Source organism: Sulfurospirillum diekertiae (genome assembly GCF_002309535.1).
Lineage (GTDB): Bacteria > Campylobacterota > Campylobacteria > Campylobacterales > Sulfurospirillaceae > Sulfurospirillum > Sulfurospirillum diekertiae.
The window spans coordinates 2,617,203-2,633,146 of record NZ_CP023275.1 but is presented as its reverse complement, the minus strand read 5'-3'; the positions used below and the strand labels follow the sequence as shown (position 1 = coordinate 2,633,146).

The following is a 15,944-nucleotide window of genomic DNA, read 5'->3' as shown; positions in this document are numbered from 1 at the left end:
TGATGTGAATAAAAACGCTATTTGCCTATTTATTAATCAAGTAAATGACTCGACATGAAATACTTTACATGTAAAGATCACTTAGAAAAAATGATGCAAGCCTTGATACCCAATATACAAGCCCACAAGCAAAATAAGGCCGCCTGAGAAATAAGGCGCTTTTTTGGCAAATTCCCCAAAGCCATTCCATCTTTTTGAGAGATGGCGCATACTCAACGCGGCGATGACACCTGATGTTACCAACGTAAGTGCAAGACCAATGCTAAAGGCTAACACAAGCGCAACACCGAGTGTAAACTGTTTGAGTTGTAGGCAGATGAGAAGCACCGTGATCGACGCAGGGCAGGGGATAAGTCCGCCCGTTAGTCCAAAAAGCAAAATCTGTCCGTTGGTAACCTCTTTGTTTGAAAAGCGCTTTTTAATATCTTTGGCGTGTGCGAGTTCATGGGGATCACTGCAACTTCCAAGTTCTTCAAAGATGATCTCTTCTGTGCTGTGGTGGTGCTCGTGATGATGGTGCTCATCGTGGTCATGACCATGCTCATGCGAATGATGATGGTCGTCGTCATGTTCATGTGTTGTGAAGCAGGCACGTTCATTTTTGCGTGTTTGCCAAAGTGTCCAGAGTGCAATGCCTACCATGAGACAGCCCGAAACAATTTCAAGGTACGGTTCCACAGCTTCGGTTGCAAAACGCGCACCAAAATGCATACCCAAAAGTGCGATAGCCCAAACCACTGCAGTATGTGAAAGTGTCGCAGCAATACCAAGCATAATGGACTGTTTAACCGTACCTTTAATGGCAATGATAAATGCCGCCATCATTGTTTTAGAGTGCCCTGGCTCTAGTCCATGGAGTGCGCCAAGCAAAATTGCACTGGGAAGAAAAAGCCACGCGTTACCTGAACTGCTTTGAATGATTGAAGCGATGTCTGTCATTTGTTACCTTATAAGTATTTTGTAATTTGTTTAAATTCTTGAATCACTTCATCCGAACTGAGTGAGCCATCTTTTGCTGCACTATCGAGGCAATGGTCGATGTGGTCGTGTATGAGTAATTTTTTAGCATTGGAGATAGCTTTTTCTACAGCATAGAGTTGTTGAGCTATTTCAGAGCAATTACGCTCTTTTTCGATCATAGTCATAATACTTTTGAGATGTCCATCAGCTCTTTTAAGGCGTTTGAGTATATCTTCGTGTGAAAGATGTTGCGACATGATGTATCCTATCCTATGGGGTAGGATATTATAGTTTAATAACTCTGTGAAAAAATTGAAAGAGTTAACATGTTGTTCACACAAAAAGATTACAATACGATAACTTGATTCAAAGGAGTCACCATGTATGGATATGAATGGATGGGGCACGGGTTTTTTATGCCGTGGATGATTGTATTTCCCATTATGCTTTTAGTGTTTTTTATGGTGATGCGAGGTGGTAGATCGTCTTGCCATCATCGCGAGAAGGAAGATGAAGCGTTAGAGATCGCCCGTAAGCGTTTTGCACGCGGAGAGATCGACGAAGAGGCTTTTGAAAAGATCAAAGAGAAGCTCAACGCTTAAGTATTACCTCTGTGAGAGAGTTTTAGCCAATGCCCGCTGAATTCTCTCATACTGTGAGTCAATGGGGTGTCCGTGAGATTCAAGATTTTTAAGGGCACTTTCGCTTTCCGCCAGTTTCTTTTCCCACACGTAAATTTCTTTTTGTTTATTTGAAAGGGTAAGCTCTAGCTCTTTGGTTGATTTATGAAGCTGAGCTTTTTGGTTTAGCAGTAAATCTTCGCTCTTGAAAAGATGGGTGATCAAGGGTTTGCGCTCATAGAGCTTTTCTTCGCCATTTTCTAAAAATTTTACCTCTTTAGCATCGGTATATTCGAGTCTATCAAGTGTTTGATGGATATGATCTAATTTCTCTTCTACTTTCTCATACTCTTTATGTTCTTTGTAGAGATGTTTTGTAAGTTCTTTATGTTCATTTCGGTATGTGTTGAGTTTCTTTTTAATGGCGATAATATCGTTTCGTTTATCGTAAAGTGTTTGTTTGGATTTTTTATGTTGAATCATCGTCGAGCGAATGGTTGTCATATTCCATGCGCGATTGCTTTCATCTAAAATAGGGTTTGGTTTGTAATGATTGCCTTTGGCATCAATGGTCTCATGAATGCCATAGTGACTGAGAAATTCAATGGCTTTTTTCTCTTGATTTGAAAAGTGAAATAAAATAATTTCAGCGATGCTGAGCATCATTTTTTCAAACATCTCGCGCAGTAAAAAGTAGCTTAGTCCCCGAATTTCCCGCAAATCTTCAAGTTCACTGGACTCGATTACAACAATGTCGGAGATGTTCACAAAGACAGGGATAAAAAGAGCGCGAAATTCGGATGGGTTTATTTTTTTAATATTCAGTGTGCTATCAAGTGCAAAAGTGAGAAGTTCCAACATTCGTGCTTTGTACTCATCATTTGGGAAAAAACGTTTTTTATACTCTTGCAACATTTCAGGAGGAATACCACATGCCCTTCTATCGGGTCCATCCGCAGGCGTTTCTACTTGAAAAAATCGTTTGACGTAAATCACATTTTCTGTATATAAAAAGAGATCATTGTTCGTTAAAGAGAGTTTTTTAGCGATTTGTTCCTGTAAAAGGTCTTTGTATGAATGGTATTTTTTAGGTAGTTTACAACTGCGCGCATTGGTAAGAACCTCTTCAATATTTTCTTCTTCAAAACGGTATAACACATCCAGATATAAATACTCTTTTGGCTCAAAATTTTCAAAAAATTTCTCAATGGTTTTTTCAACGAGACTAAATGATGACTCTTCCATAACTTCCCTATCAGTGTAAAATCGGTTTTATTGTACCTGAAAATAATAAAATTTTGGTGACACTTAATGTGTAAAATGAGCTTTAAGATGCTCAATACAGCTATATCCCATCGCCAAGATACTCTCTTTTGAGTTACCACCAAGATGGGGAGTACAGACAAGGTTCGGTAGATCGATCAGTTCCCAATCTTGTATTGGTTCAACCAAAAAAGCTTCCAGTCCAGCGCCTGCAATTTCACCGCTTTTGAGTGCCACTTTAAGCGCCTCTTCATCGATAATACCGCCACGTGCGGTGTTGATAATAAACGCACTCTTTTTCATCGTTTTAAACTCGGCGGTTGAGAAGAGATTTTTACTCTCTGATGTCAGTGGAAGATGAATCGAGATGATGTCCGCTTCTTCTAAGATGCGCTCTTTACTGGCAAAGGTGATGCCATATTTTTTAGCTTCTGTTTCATCTTGTGTACGATTATAAACTAAAATGGTACAGTGAAAAGGAGCTAAAAGCTCTACCACACGCTTTGCAATGTTGCCAAAGCCAAAAAGACCAATGGTTTTTCCGGTGAGTTCACTTCCGCCGTTCACTTTCCAAACATGTTGTTTAAGAAGTGTTGTAGCAATGTGTAAGTTTCGAATGAGCGAGAGCATAAGGCTTAGTGTGACTTCGGCAACCGAATTGCTATTGGTTCCGCCACTCCAACCGAGTTTGACACCTCTTTTTTTCATCGCCTCCAGGTCTAAATTATCCAGTCCTACACCATAGCGAGAGAGAATTTTGAGTTTTGGACAGGCGCTTAAGATCTCATCGTCTATCTCTTCACGCCCAACAATAGCACCATCCATATCTTGCAAAAAAGTGATGATGTCTTCTTTGGTTTTCAGCGTATTATTGGCATTGTGTTTGGTATCTGGAAAATGAAATGTCAGTTCGTTCATCAACTCGGGAGAACGCGAAAAAAGGGGTGTAATAACAGCGATTTTCATGAAATTTTCCTTTTACATGTAAAGAATCTAGGATAAAAGAGTATAGCATGCTTTTTGAAAACTTTACAAAGAAAATTGATCAATTTTTGTTAATTTGCTATTTACTTTGAAAAGATACAATCAGATAATTATTATCAATAAAGGAACTCTATGAAACAACTTTTTTTTGCAGTAATGCTTCTTCTACCGTTTGGACTCTTTGCCGATACGCTTAAAGAAGGTACGACAATACAAGCGCCTGTTATGAAAGACCAGTTTGAAAAAACGGTGGACATTACACCTCAAACCAAACAGATTATCATCGCCTATACCAAAGCTCAAGGGGATGTGCTCAAGGCTTTTTTGGAAGCAAATCCAAACTATTTAAGTGAGAACAGTGCGCTTTATTTGATGGATGCAACAGCGGTTCCTAGTATGGTGATGAGTATGTTTATGCTACCAAAATTTAAGAAATATCCTTATGCGATTGGACTGTTAGAAAATGAAAAAGATGTGGCGTATTTTCCCAAAAAAGAGGATCAACTCACCATCATTACGCTTAATAATCTCAATGTTACGGCTATTGACTTTAAAGATAAACTCTAATATGTAAGAGAAGTGAATTTCACTTCTCTTGTTCGGCTAAAAGTCTATTTTCTTCATCACTAAAAATACGCGAACGTGTAATAAACTGATACCCTTCATCAATTTCCAATGAAAAAGAGTTTCCAAAAGCAGCTTTTTCTTCTTTCACATCTAAGACAATTTGAGAATAACGAAAGTATTCAAATTGGTCTTTATCGATGAAAAACTCACATCCTCCGACTTCGCCCATTTTGATATTGCGCGAAGGGACATGAAAATCTTTTTTTTCATAACACATCGGTGCTGTACCATCACAACAGCCACCACTTTGGTTGAAAACAAGTTCACCATATTCATTTTTAAGCATTTCGATAACTTTAAGAGCTTCAGAGGTTGCAGTAAGACGATGGATTGTCATTTGAGCTCCTTTCAAAGAGAGGTGCATGGGCTTTGATGCCCATGCATTAGTGTCGCCTAGAAAAATCCAAGTTTATTTTTATTGAATGATGTCAAGATGTTTTTGGTGTGTCTATAAGCGTTAAGCATCATCATGTGTGTTTCACGGCCGATACCTGATTTTTTATACCCACCAAAAGAGGCATGAGATGGGTAGAGATGGTAGCAGTTGACCCATACACGTCCCGCTTCAATGCCACGTGACATGCTATGAAGTTGATGCGCGTCTCTTGACCAAACACCTGAGCCTAAGCCATAAATGGTGTCATTGGCGATGGCAAGTGCTTCGGCTTCATCTTTAAAGGTTGTGACACATAATACTGGTCCAAAAATCTCTTCTTGGAAGATACGCATTTTGTTGTGACCTTTGAAGATGGTTGGTTGGATGTAATTTCCTTTTGGGAAAGTTTTATTTTTGTACTCACCTCCACCAATAAGGCACTCAGCCCCTTCTGCTTTACCGATTTTAATATATTCTAAGATTTTCTCTTTTTGATTGACTGAAGCTTGTGCTCCCATTTTCGTGGTTGGATCAAGAGGATTTTCTTGTGTGATCGCTTTGACACGTTCTAAAACACGTTTCATAAATGGCTCATAGATAGACTCTTGAATGAGTGCGCGTGATGGGCATGTGCAGACTTCACCGCTATTAAAGGCGAATAACACAAGTCCTTCGATCGCTTTGTCAAAAAATTCATCATCTTTTGCCATGATAGATTCAAAGAAAACGTTAGGTGATTTACCACCGAGTTCCAAGGTAGAAGGGATGATGTTTTCAGTAGCGTATTGCATAATAAGCTGACCTGTGGTGGTTTCACCGGTAAAGCCTACTTTTTTAATGTCAGGGTGTGTTGAGAGGTGTTTACCAATCTTGCCACCTGCACCGTTAATAATATTCACAACGCCTTTTGGCAATATATTTTGAATAGTTTCCATCAAAATTAAAATTGACATTGGTGTTGCACTCGCTGGTTTTAAAACAACGCAGTTACCAGCAGCAATGGCAGGAGCGATTTTCCATGCCGCCATTAAGAGTGGAAAGTTCCATGGAATGATTTGTGCGACAACACCGAGTGGTTCATGGATCTCTTGAGAAATTGTGTTTTCATCCAAATCTGAAACTGTACCTGATTCTGCTCGAATAACAGAAGCAAAATATCTAAAGTGATCTATAACCAAAGGAACATCTGCATTCAAAGTTTCGCGAATCGCTTTACCATTGTCGAGTGTTTCTGCAACAGCAAGAGCCTCTAAATTGGCTTCGATAGCGTCAGCAATTTTGTTAAGTAATGTGCTTCGTTCAATAACGGAGGTATGTTTATACGTTTCAAATGCTTTAACACCAGCAGCCACTGCTGCATCAACATCCGCTTCAGATGAACGAGGGATTTTAGTTAGAAATTCACCATCAACAGGGGAAAGATTGTCGAAATATTCACCGCTAAGTGGAGCAACCCACTCGCCGCCGATAAAGTTCTCATAACGAGGTTTGTATGTAGGTCTTGAATATGCCATTTTTGCACCTTCCTTAATAATAGAGTTAAAAGATAATAATTATCTCTTTAGTTACTCTATACCAGCTAGCTTTAACAACAAAGACAAAGCGACAACTAACTATTTTTTTTAGATTGGATTAAATATTTATAAGCCATTTTGTGCAAGGTATTGAAGAGAAGCTTCAAAGCTATTTGCAATGACGATAGGTGAAAACATGAGATTGTGCGTCAGTCCAAAATCTTCAATTGCCATACCCAAAGCATCATAGTTTGCATTTCCTAAGTTGAGAATGGATTGAGTTTTTTCTTTATGGGTGCGAAGGTCTGTAGAATAGGCTATAACTTTTTTACCTAGTCCTTGCGCAAAACCTACTTCCCAAACCGTGCCACTGTCTGGTTCTGGCCCTCTGAATGGGGAGAAATTGGCAATAACGATGTCACATGTACGTATCATTGCTTCATTGGCCTGACGAATTGCTTCTGCTATCTTCTTGGGAGTATTTCCTGAAATAGTGTTATCAAGTGGGAAAAGTCCTTCATAACCATACTGCTGACACAGGTGCTTATGTGCTTTGCCAACTTCAGTAGCATTGGGTAAAAAAACTTCAGGACCTGCAAGATAAATTTTTTGCATCAGAATTTCCTTTAAAGTCAAAAGGGTCAATTATCTTGAATTGTAACATGTTATGAAGGCGCAGTATTTACTGTACACTTTCATATTACTTCTGGGTGCATTTGTATCTCATTAAAAAGTTCATGATGACATCTCTGATTCGTTTCCAAAAAAGCTCAAGCAACAGTGCAACACACATCACTATACAAAATGCTCCGATCATATCGAAGGGGAAATGAACACCCAAATAAATCCTAGACCAAGCGACAAGAAGCGTTAAAATAAAAAAAATCAGGCTAATTTTATAGTTTTTTGCCAAAAAATGACTGATAAATACAGCACTAAAAAATATCATATGATGACTGGGGAATGAAGCGTTTGGCGCATGGACAATCAATGTTCTTCCAACCCCCATCATAAAAGGTCGTGGATGCGGAAAGAACATGATAATGAGCTGCCCAATACACAGTGAAATGAAGATGACCAAGAGTGATTTAAGAACAATCTCTTTTTGAGCTTTAGTGCCAAAAAACCAAAGAAATATAAAAAAAAGAGGAAGCGCATAAAGTACATATTCCGCAAAAAATTTTGCACTATTCACAACTAATTCTGGAGCATTAGCCGAAGCATTGATACTCTGAAACCATGTTAAATTTAATTCTTCTATATTTAAAATCATCATCGCTCACTTTTCTTCATATTTTCATTATTTCAAGTTTTTATTTTTCTATATTCAAAAAAGTATTTTTTACTTCATAGAGAACATAGCTCTTACTACTGTAAACTTTATGCAAGTCTATTGGTTGGGTAATATGCTTTTCATCTCCTTTGTTCATAACGACAAAATAATGCGATTCATTGGAGAGATTGAGATCATTAAATGCTTCAAGAGAAGTTGTTTGGATCGGTTCATTCATGTAATACATGGAGGAAAAAGATTTCTTTTCTAAAAAGTAAATAGGCTCTTGTGAAGAAGCGTGATGGCGGTAAGAAGCAATAAGATATTTTTCGCTCATCACAAGGTTTGGAAACCACGCGACAATCACCAACCCAATCAATGATACAACGGGTACAAGATAGATGTTAACAGCGATCACTTTAGGATATTTTTGAATCAAACTGCCTTCATTTTGATTTAACAGTAGGGCTAGAAGAATGGCAAAAGCAGGGAGTGATGGCAATACGTATGTCCAAATGACATTACTTGCCAATGTAAAAAACAGGACTAAAAAGAGCGCCCAAATGATCAGTAAACACAAAATTGGATCTTTAAAGAGCTTAAAAAACACCTCTTTTTGAGTGTGCTGATGAAGACTTTGATAGCCAAAAAAGAAAGCACTCAACCCCCATGGTAAAGATGCCGCCAACCACATCAACCAAATAGCACCGTGTGGATTTTTGTGAACATAGCCGTATTTATCGCCATGCCATCCAGCATCTAAAAAGCGACCAAAATGCTCTCCAATGATAAAATAATTCAAAAATCCAGGTGTCTTCATTTCTGCAAGAATATACCAAGGAAGGCTAATGCACACCATTAAAAGCGTACCTTTTATCCAAGGAAGTTGCCCTAGCTGTGCAAAACGTGTTTTAATGGAAGGGAGCATCCATAAAAAAAGAATTCCTCCTATAATGACCAAAGCCAAAGGTCCTTTGGCAAGAAGTCCCAATCCTAACCCAATAAAAAAAAGATATCCCCATGAACGCTTTCCTTTGAGGGTAAACAGCATAAAAGCGACCAAGGACAAGGTGGTACTAAATGCTAAAAAAGGGTCTGTCAATACAGCGCCACTCAGTTGAAATGAAAGGAGCATACCAAAATAGATGACAACAGACCATAAGGCACTTTTTGTGTTTGTTAATGTTTTGACAAAGTGATACATCAGCCAAGCGGTTGCTAAACTTATGAACAAGGAAGGCAAGCGTGGCGTAAAATCGCTGATGCCTAAAAACTTATAGGAGAGTGCTTCTGCCCAAAAAGACAAGGGCGGCTTTCCCCAAAAAGGGACACCATAATCATAATAAGGGCTAATCCAATCGTTGAGCTTTGCCATCATCAGGGCGGTATTGGCATAACGTGCTTCGGTACTGTCTGTTAAAGGAAAATAATACATCACAATAAGGCGAGCACCTACAAGAGAGAATAATGCCAGAATGAGGTTTTTAAATGTGTTTTGCATAATGATTCCCTGTGATGCTTTGTATGAATGTTTTAAATATAGGGCTTAGTAAAATTTCCATCTCTTCTTTTCGATGAGGATGGGTATAAAAGGTTTTAAAGGGTGATTCTGACCATTTTGTGGCTTCAGCCTCTGCTAAAAATCCAGGATGCAGTAAAATCTCAATCAAATCCTCTTGATGACATTTTTGCAATGCTTTTTGAATGGAAGCAAGGGTCATGTTTCCCGTAAATAGAACACCAATAAAAGAGGTATTACATGTAATGTGATGTGCTTGAAGTTTTCGTGCTAGCTGATGTGAAAACAGGTTGAGCAAAAAATGTTTAATGATATTAAGACCGCAATAATTTTTTAGATCGCGAAAAGAAGAAAGTTCAAGAAAAAAAGGCTCTTTCGGCACACGAACATATGTTATTTGGTAGGGTAATTCTTGCAATAATTCGATCAGTATATCGCTGATAAAGGGTATTGTATGATAGTGCTGATGGGAGTCAAGATGAATCGTCTCAGTTCCTAGTAATGTTGCATAGCGTGTAATTTGAGCGGCATATTCAGCTTTGATCGCTGATTTGATGATTTTTTTTTGCATCACATTGCCAAAATAGTAATGTGTGAGTATCGTTTCATAGCGTTTGCAAAAAAATCCTTTTTCATCCACCAAATAGGCTATTTCTTTGGTATCTGCAAGCGGTTTTCCCTCAGCAATATTTAGATGCAAAGAGACTCTTAAAGAGGGTCTTTGACGTATTTTTTCGAATGCATCTTCGACATAAGGGGTATTGATCATCATGCTGGTTGATGTGAGCATGCCTTCATCAAAACAACGACAGATTGTTTCACTCATCGCCATAGAATTGGCAAAATCGTCGGCATTAATGATGATGTTCAACTAATTCTCCAAAATAAAGGGGTCGTTTTTTCACTTCAAGATGAATTTTTCCAATGTACTCGCCAATAATGCCTAACACAACAAGTTGAATTGAATTCATAAAAATAGTCACAATCAGCGTTGTGGCATAGCCTGTGCGTTTCACATCAAATAACATATAATCAAAAAAAGTATATGCACCTAACATTGTTGAGATAAAAGCGGTCAGTACGCCGATATAGATGGCAAAACGCAATGGCTTAATGGAAAATTGCATGATACTATCAATCGCTAGTCCAAACGATTTTTTAAAATTGTATTTGGTGTGTCCTGAAAAACGTTTAGGAACCTCAAATTCGAGAACTTTACAGTTTGCATACCCAATATAATTGAGTAACCCTCTAAACATTCTATCATTTTCATTCATAGTTTTGAGCGTATCAATATGTTTACGACTGAGTAGTCTAAAATCTGGATAATTTTTTGGGACTTTAATATCAGAAAGCTTGTCAAGTATCCAATAAAATATTTTTGATAAATAGGTATACATGTAAGATTTTTCGGCATCATTGCTTATTTTCTTGGTTAAGATGACTTGATGACCATTGAGCCACGAATGTACCATCTCCTCCACTAAATAAGGAGGATGTTGTAAATCACCATCCATAAAAATAACACAATCTCCTCGCGCATTATCCATACCAGCGCTCATTGCAACTTCATGTCCAAAGTTTCGATACAAGTTATAAATTTGGATATTGGGATAGGTTTTGGTTAGTGTTTCAAGCGTTTGAAGTGTTGCATCGGTACTGCCATCGTTGACACACATGTATTCAAAAGTAGCCACTTCTTGAAGAGCGATTTCTACTTTGAAAAGTTCTTCAAATAATTTCACAAGATTACCCTCTTCATTGTATAAAGAAATCACAATGCTGACTAAAGGAAGGTTCATTGTACATTCCTTAGAAAAACAAATTTTTTATAAATGCAATAATTTTGTATTGCCACGAGTGCGGATGTCAGGAACTGCGATACAAACGCATTGAAATGCAAGAGCGTATAGAAGAGTGTAAAAAGAAGCATATTGCTTGCAAACGATAGGGCGACGCTCATGCAGTATTTGAAAATCGATGTGTGGTGTTGCGTATTGGAATCAAACGTATAATAGTATTGGAAAATGTAGTTAACCACAGCCCCTAATACCATTCCAAAAGCAGTTGCAAAAATGGCATTGGCACCTAACCAGACTAACAAAGTCATGCTGGAAAGATGAAGGAGTGTCGCTCCACCACCACTCATAACAAAACGTTTTAGTTGATTCCAATTCACATCATACTCCCCAAAAATCATGCTCAAAAAATTGATCTTAACATAAACGTTAATGAGTTATTGTCACGTTCTTTTTAACAAGAATCTTTGATGATATAGTAGAAGATTTAGATGAATTCAAAATGAACACTTTTTAATGACTATTATTGAAAATTACCTCCTAAGGCAGAGATCAATGAGATGGTCGCCAGAACTTGTCTATTTTGAAGGTTAAGAACGGTAATTTGGTTGCTTAAAAGCGATGTTTGCGCCACGACAACACTCGTATAGTTCACAATACCTTGTCGATACTGATATATATTGAAGTCAAATACTTGCTGCGCCAAGTCAACGGCTTCATGTTGTACTTTCACTTCTCTTGAAAGTGTTTCAAGGGTGGCAAGGGCATCTTCAACCTGTTGAAAAGCGGTTAAGATACTTTGTCGATACGTCGCAATATTGGCTTCATAAGCACCTTGCATTTGCTTCAAAGTTGCCTCACGCGCACCTCCATCAAAAACAGTTTGAGACAGTGCTCCACCGATTGCCCAGATAAGGTTTGGTTTGGAAATCAACGAAGAAAGTACGTTACTTTCATAACCACTTGAAGCGGTCAGATTAAAAGTTGGAAACCATGCATCTTGCGCGATACCGACTTGAAGATTGGCTTGTTTCATCCTACGTTCCGCAGCCGCGATATCGGGTCGTCGCTCCAAAAGTTCCGAAGGTAAAGAATAAGGAATATCGGGCAGAACAATAGGCAGCTTTGGATTAGCGTGTATTGAAAATTCTGAAGGCGTTTTGCCGATTAATGCGGCAATGGCATGTTCTAACTGTTGCCTCTGCGCATGCAGATCAATTGTTTGCGCTTCAACACTTTTTATCTGGGCTTGCGCTGTGATGACATCTTTTTTCGTTACGATTCCTGCATAGTATTGATTTTGGGTAATCTGAAGGGATTTCTCGTAAGCTTCGAGGGTTTGTTGCAAAAATGCCTCTTGTGCATCCACGTTTCGCAACTGGAAATAATTTTGTGCCAACAGTGTCTGCGCGGAGAGTTTTGCGGCTTCTAAATCGTTTAAACTCGCTTCTGCACTGAGGGAATAGGCATCCACTAAACGATGCGTATCTCCCCAAATATCAGGTGTCCATGATGCTTGAAGCGGGAGTTTATAATCGGTTGAGCGTCTTTGTTTGTTCGTTGAATTACTCCCCGCAGAGGTTTGAGATCTTGTGACGTTTGCTCCAACACTCAAGGTTGGGAATAGGGATGCTTGTGAAGACTCCATAACCGCTAAAGCTTGTTTGTATAAGGCTTGGTACTTGCTAATGGATGGATTGAAGTGCGATAACTCTTCCATTAAAGTACTCAGTTCTGCATCGTGATACATCTCCCACCACGCTCCTCGAACTGCATTGTCATTAGGCGTTGCTTTTTTCCAATTTCCCTCTTCATGGTAAGCTTGTGGAATAGCAACATCTGTTGGTACAGAAGGTGTATTTTGCTGAGCACACCCTATAAAGAGTGTATTGGTGATAAGCAGTATGGATAAAAGTGAGTATCGCATAATCAATGAACCTTTCATGGTTGAGGTGTCTTGGAAAATTTCGAACGAATTTTTTCACCGTACAGATAAATGACGGGTGTCGTATATAACGTCAATAATTGGCTTAAAATCAAGCCTCCTACAATAGAAATACCAAGCCCTTGGCGTAATTCTGCCCCATCTCCAAATCCTATGGCTAAAGGGATCGCGCCTAAAAGTGCTGCCATCGTCGTCATCATAATAGGTCTAAAACGCAAACTACACGCTTTTTGAATAGCATTACTTGCGGATAGTCCTTCATTTCTTTGCGCAGCAATGGCAAAGTCGATCATCATAATGGCATTTTTTTTGACGATACCGATGAGTAAAATGACACCTATAAGCGCGATGATATTAAATTCCGTATGAAAGGCCATGAGGGCGAGCAGGGCACCCACGCCCGCAGAAGGCAGAGTAGAAAGAATGGTAAGTGGGTGAATATAGCTTTCATACAAAATACCCAGTACGATGTAAACCGTTAAAATGGCAGCTAAGATTAACAGCGGTTGGCTCTGAAGGGACGCTTTAAAGGCATTGGCGCTACCTTGAAAACTTCCGTGAATTGAAACGGGTAAATTCAATTTTTCAACCGCAGAAGTGATTGCATCGGAGGCTTCAGAGAGCGAAACGCCAAGGGGAAGATTGAACGAGAGTGTTGCGGCGGCAAATTGTCCTTGGTGGTTGACCCCCAAAGAGGTGAGTGAAGGCTCATAATGACTAAAAGCTGATAAGGGTACTTGTGAGCCATCACTGGTAATGATATAGACCGAATCTAAGGCGTTAGGATACTGCGAAAATTTGGGATCGACCTCCAACACCACACGATATTGGTTCAGAGGATTATAGATGGTCGAGATTGTGCGTTGTCCAAAAGAATCGTTTAAAACGGCATCAATCATACTTGCACTAATGCCCAGTCTTGAGGCCGCATCACGGTTGATTACCAGTTTTGTTTGGGAGCCTTTAATCTCTTGGTCACTGCTCACATCGATAATTTGGGGAAGTTGCATCAATGTTTTACGAACGATGGGCTCCCATTCGCGTAAAGTGCTTAAGTCATCCGATTGGAGGGTGTATTCGTATTGCGCGTTCGATTGCCTTCCGCCGATTCGGATATCTTGTACAGGGACTAAAAAAAGATTAGCACCTGGAACATGGGCTAGTTTACCTCTGAGTCTCGCAATAACTTTATCGGCTGAAATTTTACGTTCGGATAAAGGCTTAAGACTAATGAACATTCGTCCACTATTGGCCTGTTGTCCTCCTGTGTAGGCAATGACATTTTCAATGGCAGGATCGGCTTTGACAATGGAGACAAACGTATTTAGTTTTTGAGACATGGCTTGAAATGAGATAGATTGATCCGCTTGAATTCCCCCTATAATCCGTCCCGTATCTTGTTGGGGGAAAAACCCTTTAGGGATGATGATGTATAAAGCAATGGTGATGCCAATCGTCGTAAAAAAGAGGGCGAGCATCAACTTTGAGTGGCGAATCGCCCATGCCAAAGAGCGTTCATATGCGTTTAGAATTTTGGTAAACACTCTTTCGTTCAGTTCCGCTAACCGACCTTGTTTTTTTTCGGGAGCTTTGAGTAAATAGGCGCACATCATCGGTGTTGTTGTGAGCGAAATAATCAGTGAAATAATAATGGCAATGGAGAGCACGATCGCAAATTCTCTAAACAAGCGTCCTATAATGCCTCCCATCAGTAAAATGGGTAAGAAAACTGCAATCAACGATAAGCTCATCGATAAAACGGTAAAGCCAACCTCTTTACTCCCCGCAAGTGCTGCTTCAAAAGCACTCAAGCCTTGTTCCATCTTTTTGGAGATGTTTTCCAAAACAACGATAGCATCGTCCACGACAAATCCTGTGGCGATGGTCAAGGCCATCAAGGAGAGGTTATCAAGGCTGTAACCAAGCAAGTACATGATGGCAAATGTTCCTATCAGCGAAGCAGGTACTGCAACACTGGGGATTAACGCCGCGCGCCAGTTACGCAAAAATAAAAAGACAACGGCAATCACCAGAAACAGAGAAATAATAAGCGTTCGCTCAACTTCATGAAGTGATGCGCGAATGGTGGGCGTTCTATCCATTGCAATTTTTAAGTCGATTCCTTGAGGAATGGATGAGGAGAGCCATGGCAGTGACTCTACGACTGCATCGACCGTTTGGATAATATTGGCATCGGGTTGGCGAAATAAGATGAGTAGAACCGAAGGTTTACCGTTTGCAGAGCCTGCATTGTGCAAATCTTGGTTGGAATCGATCACGGTTGCAACATCTTGGAGTAAAACGGGTGCTCCATTGTGATACGAAACGATAAGAGGTCTATAATCTGTGGCTTTTTTGGCTTGATCGTTTGCCCCTATTTGCCAATGATGTTCAGCATCCTCCACCGTGCCTTTGGGGCGATTGGCGTTGGTTGCGTTGATACTTGTACGCAGTGTTTCAAAACTAAGGCCGTAATGGTTGAGGCTTGTGGGATTGACTTCAACCCTTACCGCAGGCAGAGAACTACCTCCGACAATGACTTGTCCGATACCCTCAACCTGTGAAAGTTTTTGCGCTAAAATGGTTGAAGCCGCGTCATACATTTGCGCTTGTGTCAGGGTGTCAGATGTCATGGAGAGGATCAGTATTGGAGCGTCGGCAGGATTGACTTTTCGGTACGTTGGATTGCTGAGCATGCCTGTGGGTAAGAGCGATAAAGAGGCATTAATGGCCGCTTGAACATCGCGTGCCGCACCGTTAATGTCGCGATCCAAATCAAATTGCAAGGTGACGCGAGTAGACCCCATCGAACTGGATGAAGTCATCTCCGTTACCCCAGCAATGCGCCCAAGACTACGCTCTAGAGGCGTTGCAACCGTTGCTGCCATCGTTTCAGGGCTTGCGCCTGGTAAAGAGGCCGAGACAGAAATCGTTGGAAAAGCCACTTGTGGTAAAGGAGAAACGGGCAACAAGCCAAACGCAAGGGCGCCTGCTAAAACAATACCGATGGTTAACAGTGTTGTCGCTACATGTCTTGCGATGAAAGGGGCGCTGAGATGCATGG

The 15,944-nt window shown here is 40.0% G+C and carries 16 protein-coding genes; 2 read left to right on the top strand and 14 right to left on the bottom strand.

Translation table 11 applies throughout. The annotated features are described in order from the left end of the window. Positions 1-81: 81 nt before the first annotated feature. Both SJPD1_RS13500 and SJPD1_RS13495 read right to left on the bottom strand, forming a co-directional pair. Positions 82-939 carry a nickel/cobalt efflux transporter gene (locus SJPD1_RS13500; protein ID WP_096047610.1) on the bottom strand — a complete coding sequence of 286 codons (858 nt, stop codon included), beginning with the start codon at positions 937-939 and terminating at the stop codon, positions 82-84. An 8-nt stretch (positions 940-947) separates the two neighbouring features. After that, positions 948-1,217, bottom strand: a complete 270-nt coding sequence (locus SJPD1_RS13495; RefSeq protein ID WP_096047609.1) for a metal-sensing transcriptional repressor — start codon at positions 1,215-1,217, stop codon at positions 948-950. A 123-nt stretch (positions 1,218-1,340) separates the two neighbouring features. On the opposite strand from SJPD1_RS13495, the gene SJPD1_RS13490 reads away from it, so the two are divergent. Further along, positions 1,341-1,562: an SHOCT domain-containing protein gene (locus SJPD1_RS13490; protein ID WP_096047608.1), complete on the top strand. Its 222-nt coding sequence runs from the start codon at positions 1,341-1,343 to the stop codon at positions 1,560-1,562. Positions 1,563-1,565: 3 nt separating this feature from the next. On the opposite strand, the gene SJPD1_RS13485 is transcribed toward SJPD1_RS13490, so the two are convergent. Together SJPD1_RS13485 and SJPD1_RS13480 are read right to left on the bottom strand one after the other, a co-directional pair. Next, positions 1,566-2,825 carry a hypothetical protein gene (locus SJPD1_RS13485; RefSeq protein ID WP_096047607.1) on the bottom strand — a complete coding sequence of 420 codons (1,260 nt, stop codon included), beginning with the start codon at positions 2,823-2,825 and terminating at the stop codon, positions 1,566-1,568. 63 nt (positions 2,826-2,888) lie between these two features. Then, entirely contained in the window at positions 2,889-3,809 is a 921-nt protein-coding gene (locus SJPD1_RS13480; protein ID WP_096047606.1) for a phosphoglycerate dehydrogenase, read from the bottom strand. A 150-nt stretch (positions 3,810-3,959) separates the two neighbouring features. Between SJPD1_RS13480 and SJPD1_RS13475 the strand changes: the two genes are divergently transcribed. Next, complete coding sequence (locus tag SJPD1_RS13475) at positions 3,960-4,394, top strand: hypothetical protein (RefSeq protein ID WP_096047605.1); 435 nt, start codon at positions 3,960-3,962, stop codon at positions 4,392-4,394. A 19-nt stretch (positions 4,395-4,413) separates the two neighbouring features. On the opposite strand, the gene SJPD1_RS13470 is transcribed toward SJPD1_RS13475, so the two are convergent. From SJPD1_RS13470 to SJPD1_RS13425, 10 genes are all read right to left on the bottom strand, one after another. Then, complete coding sequence (locus SJPD1_RS13470; protein ID WP_096047604.1) at positions 4,414-4,791, bottom strand: DUF779 domain-containing protein; 378 nt, start codon at positions 4,789-4,791, stop codon at positions 4,414-4,416. Between the two features lie 56 nt (positions 4,792-4,847). Continuing rightward, positions 4,848-6,344 (bottom strand): aldehyde dehydrogenase family protein, encoded by a 1,497-nt coding sequence (locus SJPD1_RS13465; protein WP_096047603.1) that lies wholly within the window; start codon positions 6,342-6,344, stop codon positions 4,848-4,850. 126 nt (positions 6,345-6,470) lie between these two features. Continuing rightward, complete coding sequence (locus tag SJPD1_RS13460) at positions 6,471-6,959, bottom strand: nucleoside 2-deoxyribosyltransferase (RefSeq protein ID WP_096047602.1); 489 nt, start codon at positions 6,957-6,959, stop codon at positions 6,471-6,473. Between the two features lie 85 nt (positions 6,960-7,044). Further along, positions 7,045-7,620 (bottom strand): undecaprenyl-diphosphatase, encoded by a 576-nt coding sequence (locus SJPD1_RS13455; RefSeq protein ID WP_096047601.1) that lies wholly within the window; start codon positions 7,618-7,620, stop codon positions 7,045-7,047. Positions 7,621-7,657: 37 nt separating this feature from the next. Then, positions 7,658-9,118 (bottom strand): ArnT family glycosyltransferase, encoded by a 1,461-nt coding sequence (locus SJPD1_RS13450; protein ID WP_096047600.1) that lies wholly within the window; start codon positions 9,116-9,118, stop codon positions 7,658-7,660. Beyond that, positions 9,102-10,007, bottom strand: coding sequence for a carbohydrate deacetylase (locus tag SJPD1_RS13445; protein ID WP_096047599.1), 906 nt, complete (start codon positions 10,005-10,007; stop codon positions 9,102-9,104). Before SJPD1_RS13445 ends, SJPD1_RS13450 begins: the two co-directional genes overlap by 17 nt. After that, positions 9,991-10,938 carry a glycosyltransferase family 2 protein gene (locus tag SJPD1_RS13440; protein ID WP_096047598.1) on the bottom strand — a complete coding sequence of 316 codons (948 nt, stop codon included), beginning with the start codon at positions 10,936-10,938 and terminating at the stop codon, positions 9,991-9,993. Before SJPD1_RS13440 ends, SJPD1_RS13445 begins: the two co-directional genes overlap by 17 nt. Further along, positions 10,935-11,315 (bottom strand): GtrA family protein, encoded by a 381-nt coding sequence (locus tag SJPD1_RS13435; protein ID WP_167749763.1) that lies wholly within the window; start codon positions 11,313-11,315, stop codon positions 10,935-10,937. Before SJPD1_RS13435 ends, SJPD1_RS13440 begins: the two co-directional genes overlap by 4 nt. 143 nt (positions 11,316-11,458) lie before the next feature. After that, positions 11,459-12,862 (bottom strand): efflux transporter outer membrane subunit, encoded by a 1,404-nt coding sequence (locus tag SJPD1_RS13430; RefSeq protein ID WP_168171368.1) that lies wholly within the window; start codon positions 12,860-12,862, stop codon positions 11,459-11,461. A gap of 14 nt (positions 12,863-12,876) precedes the next feature. Beyond that, entirely contained in the window at positions 12,877-15,942 is a 3,066-nt protein-coding gene (locus SJPD1_RS13425; RefSeq protein WP_096047595.1) for a multidrug efflux RND transporter permease subunit, read from the bottom strand. Positions 15,943-15,944: the final 2 nt, after the last annotated feature.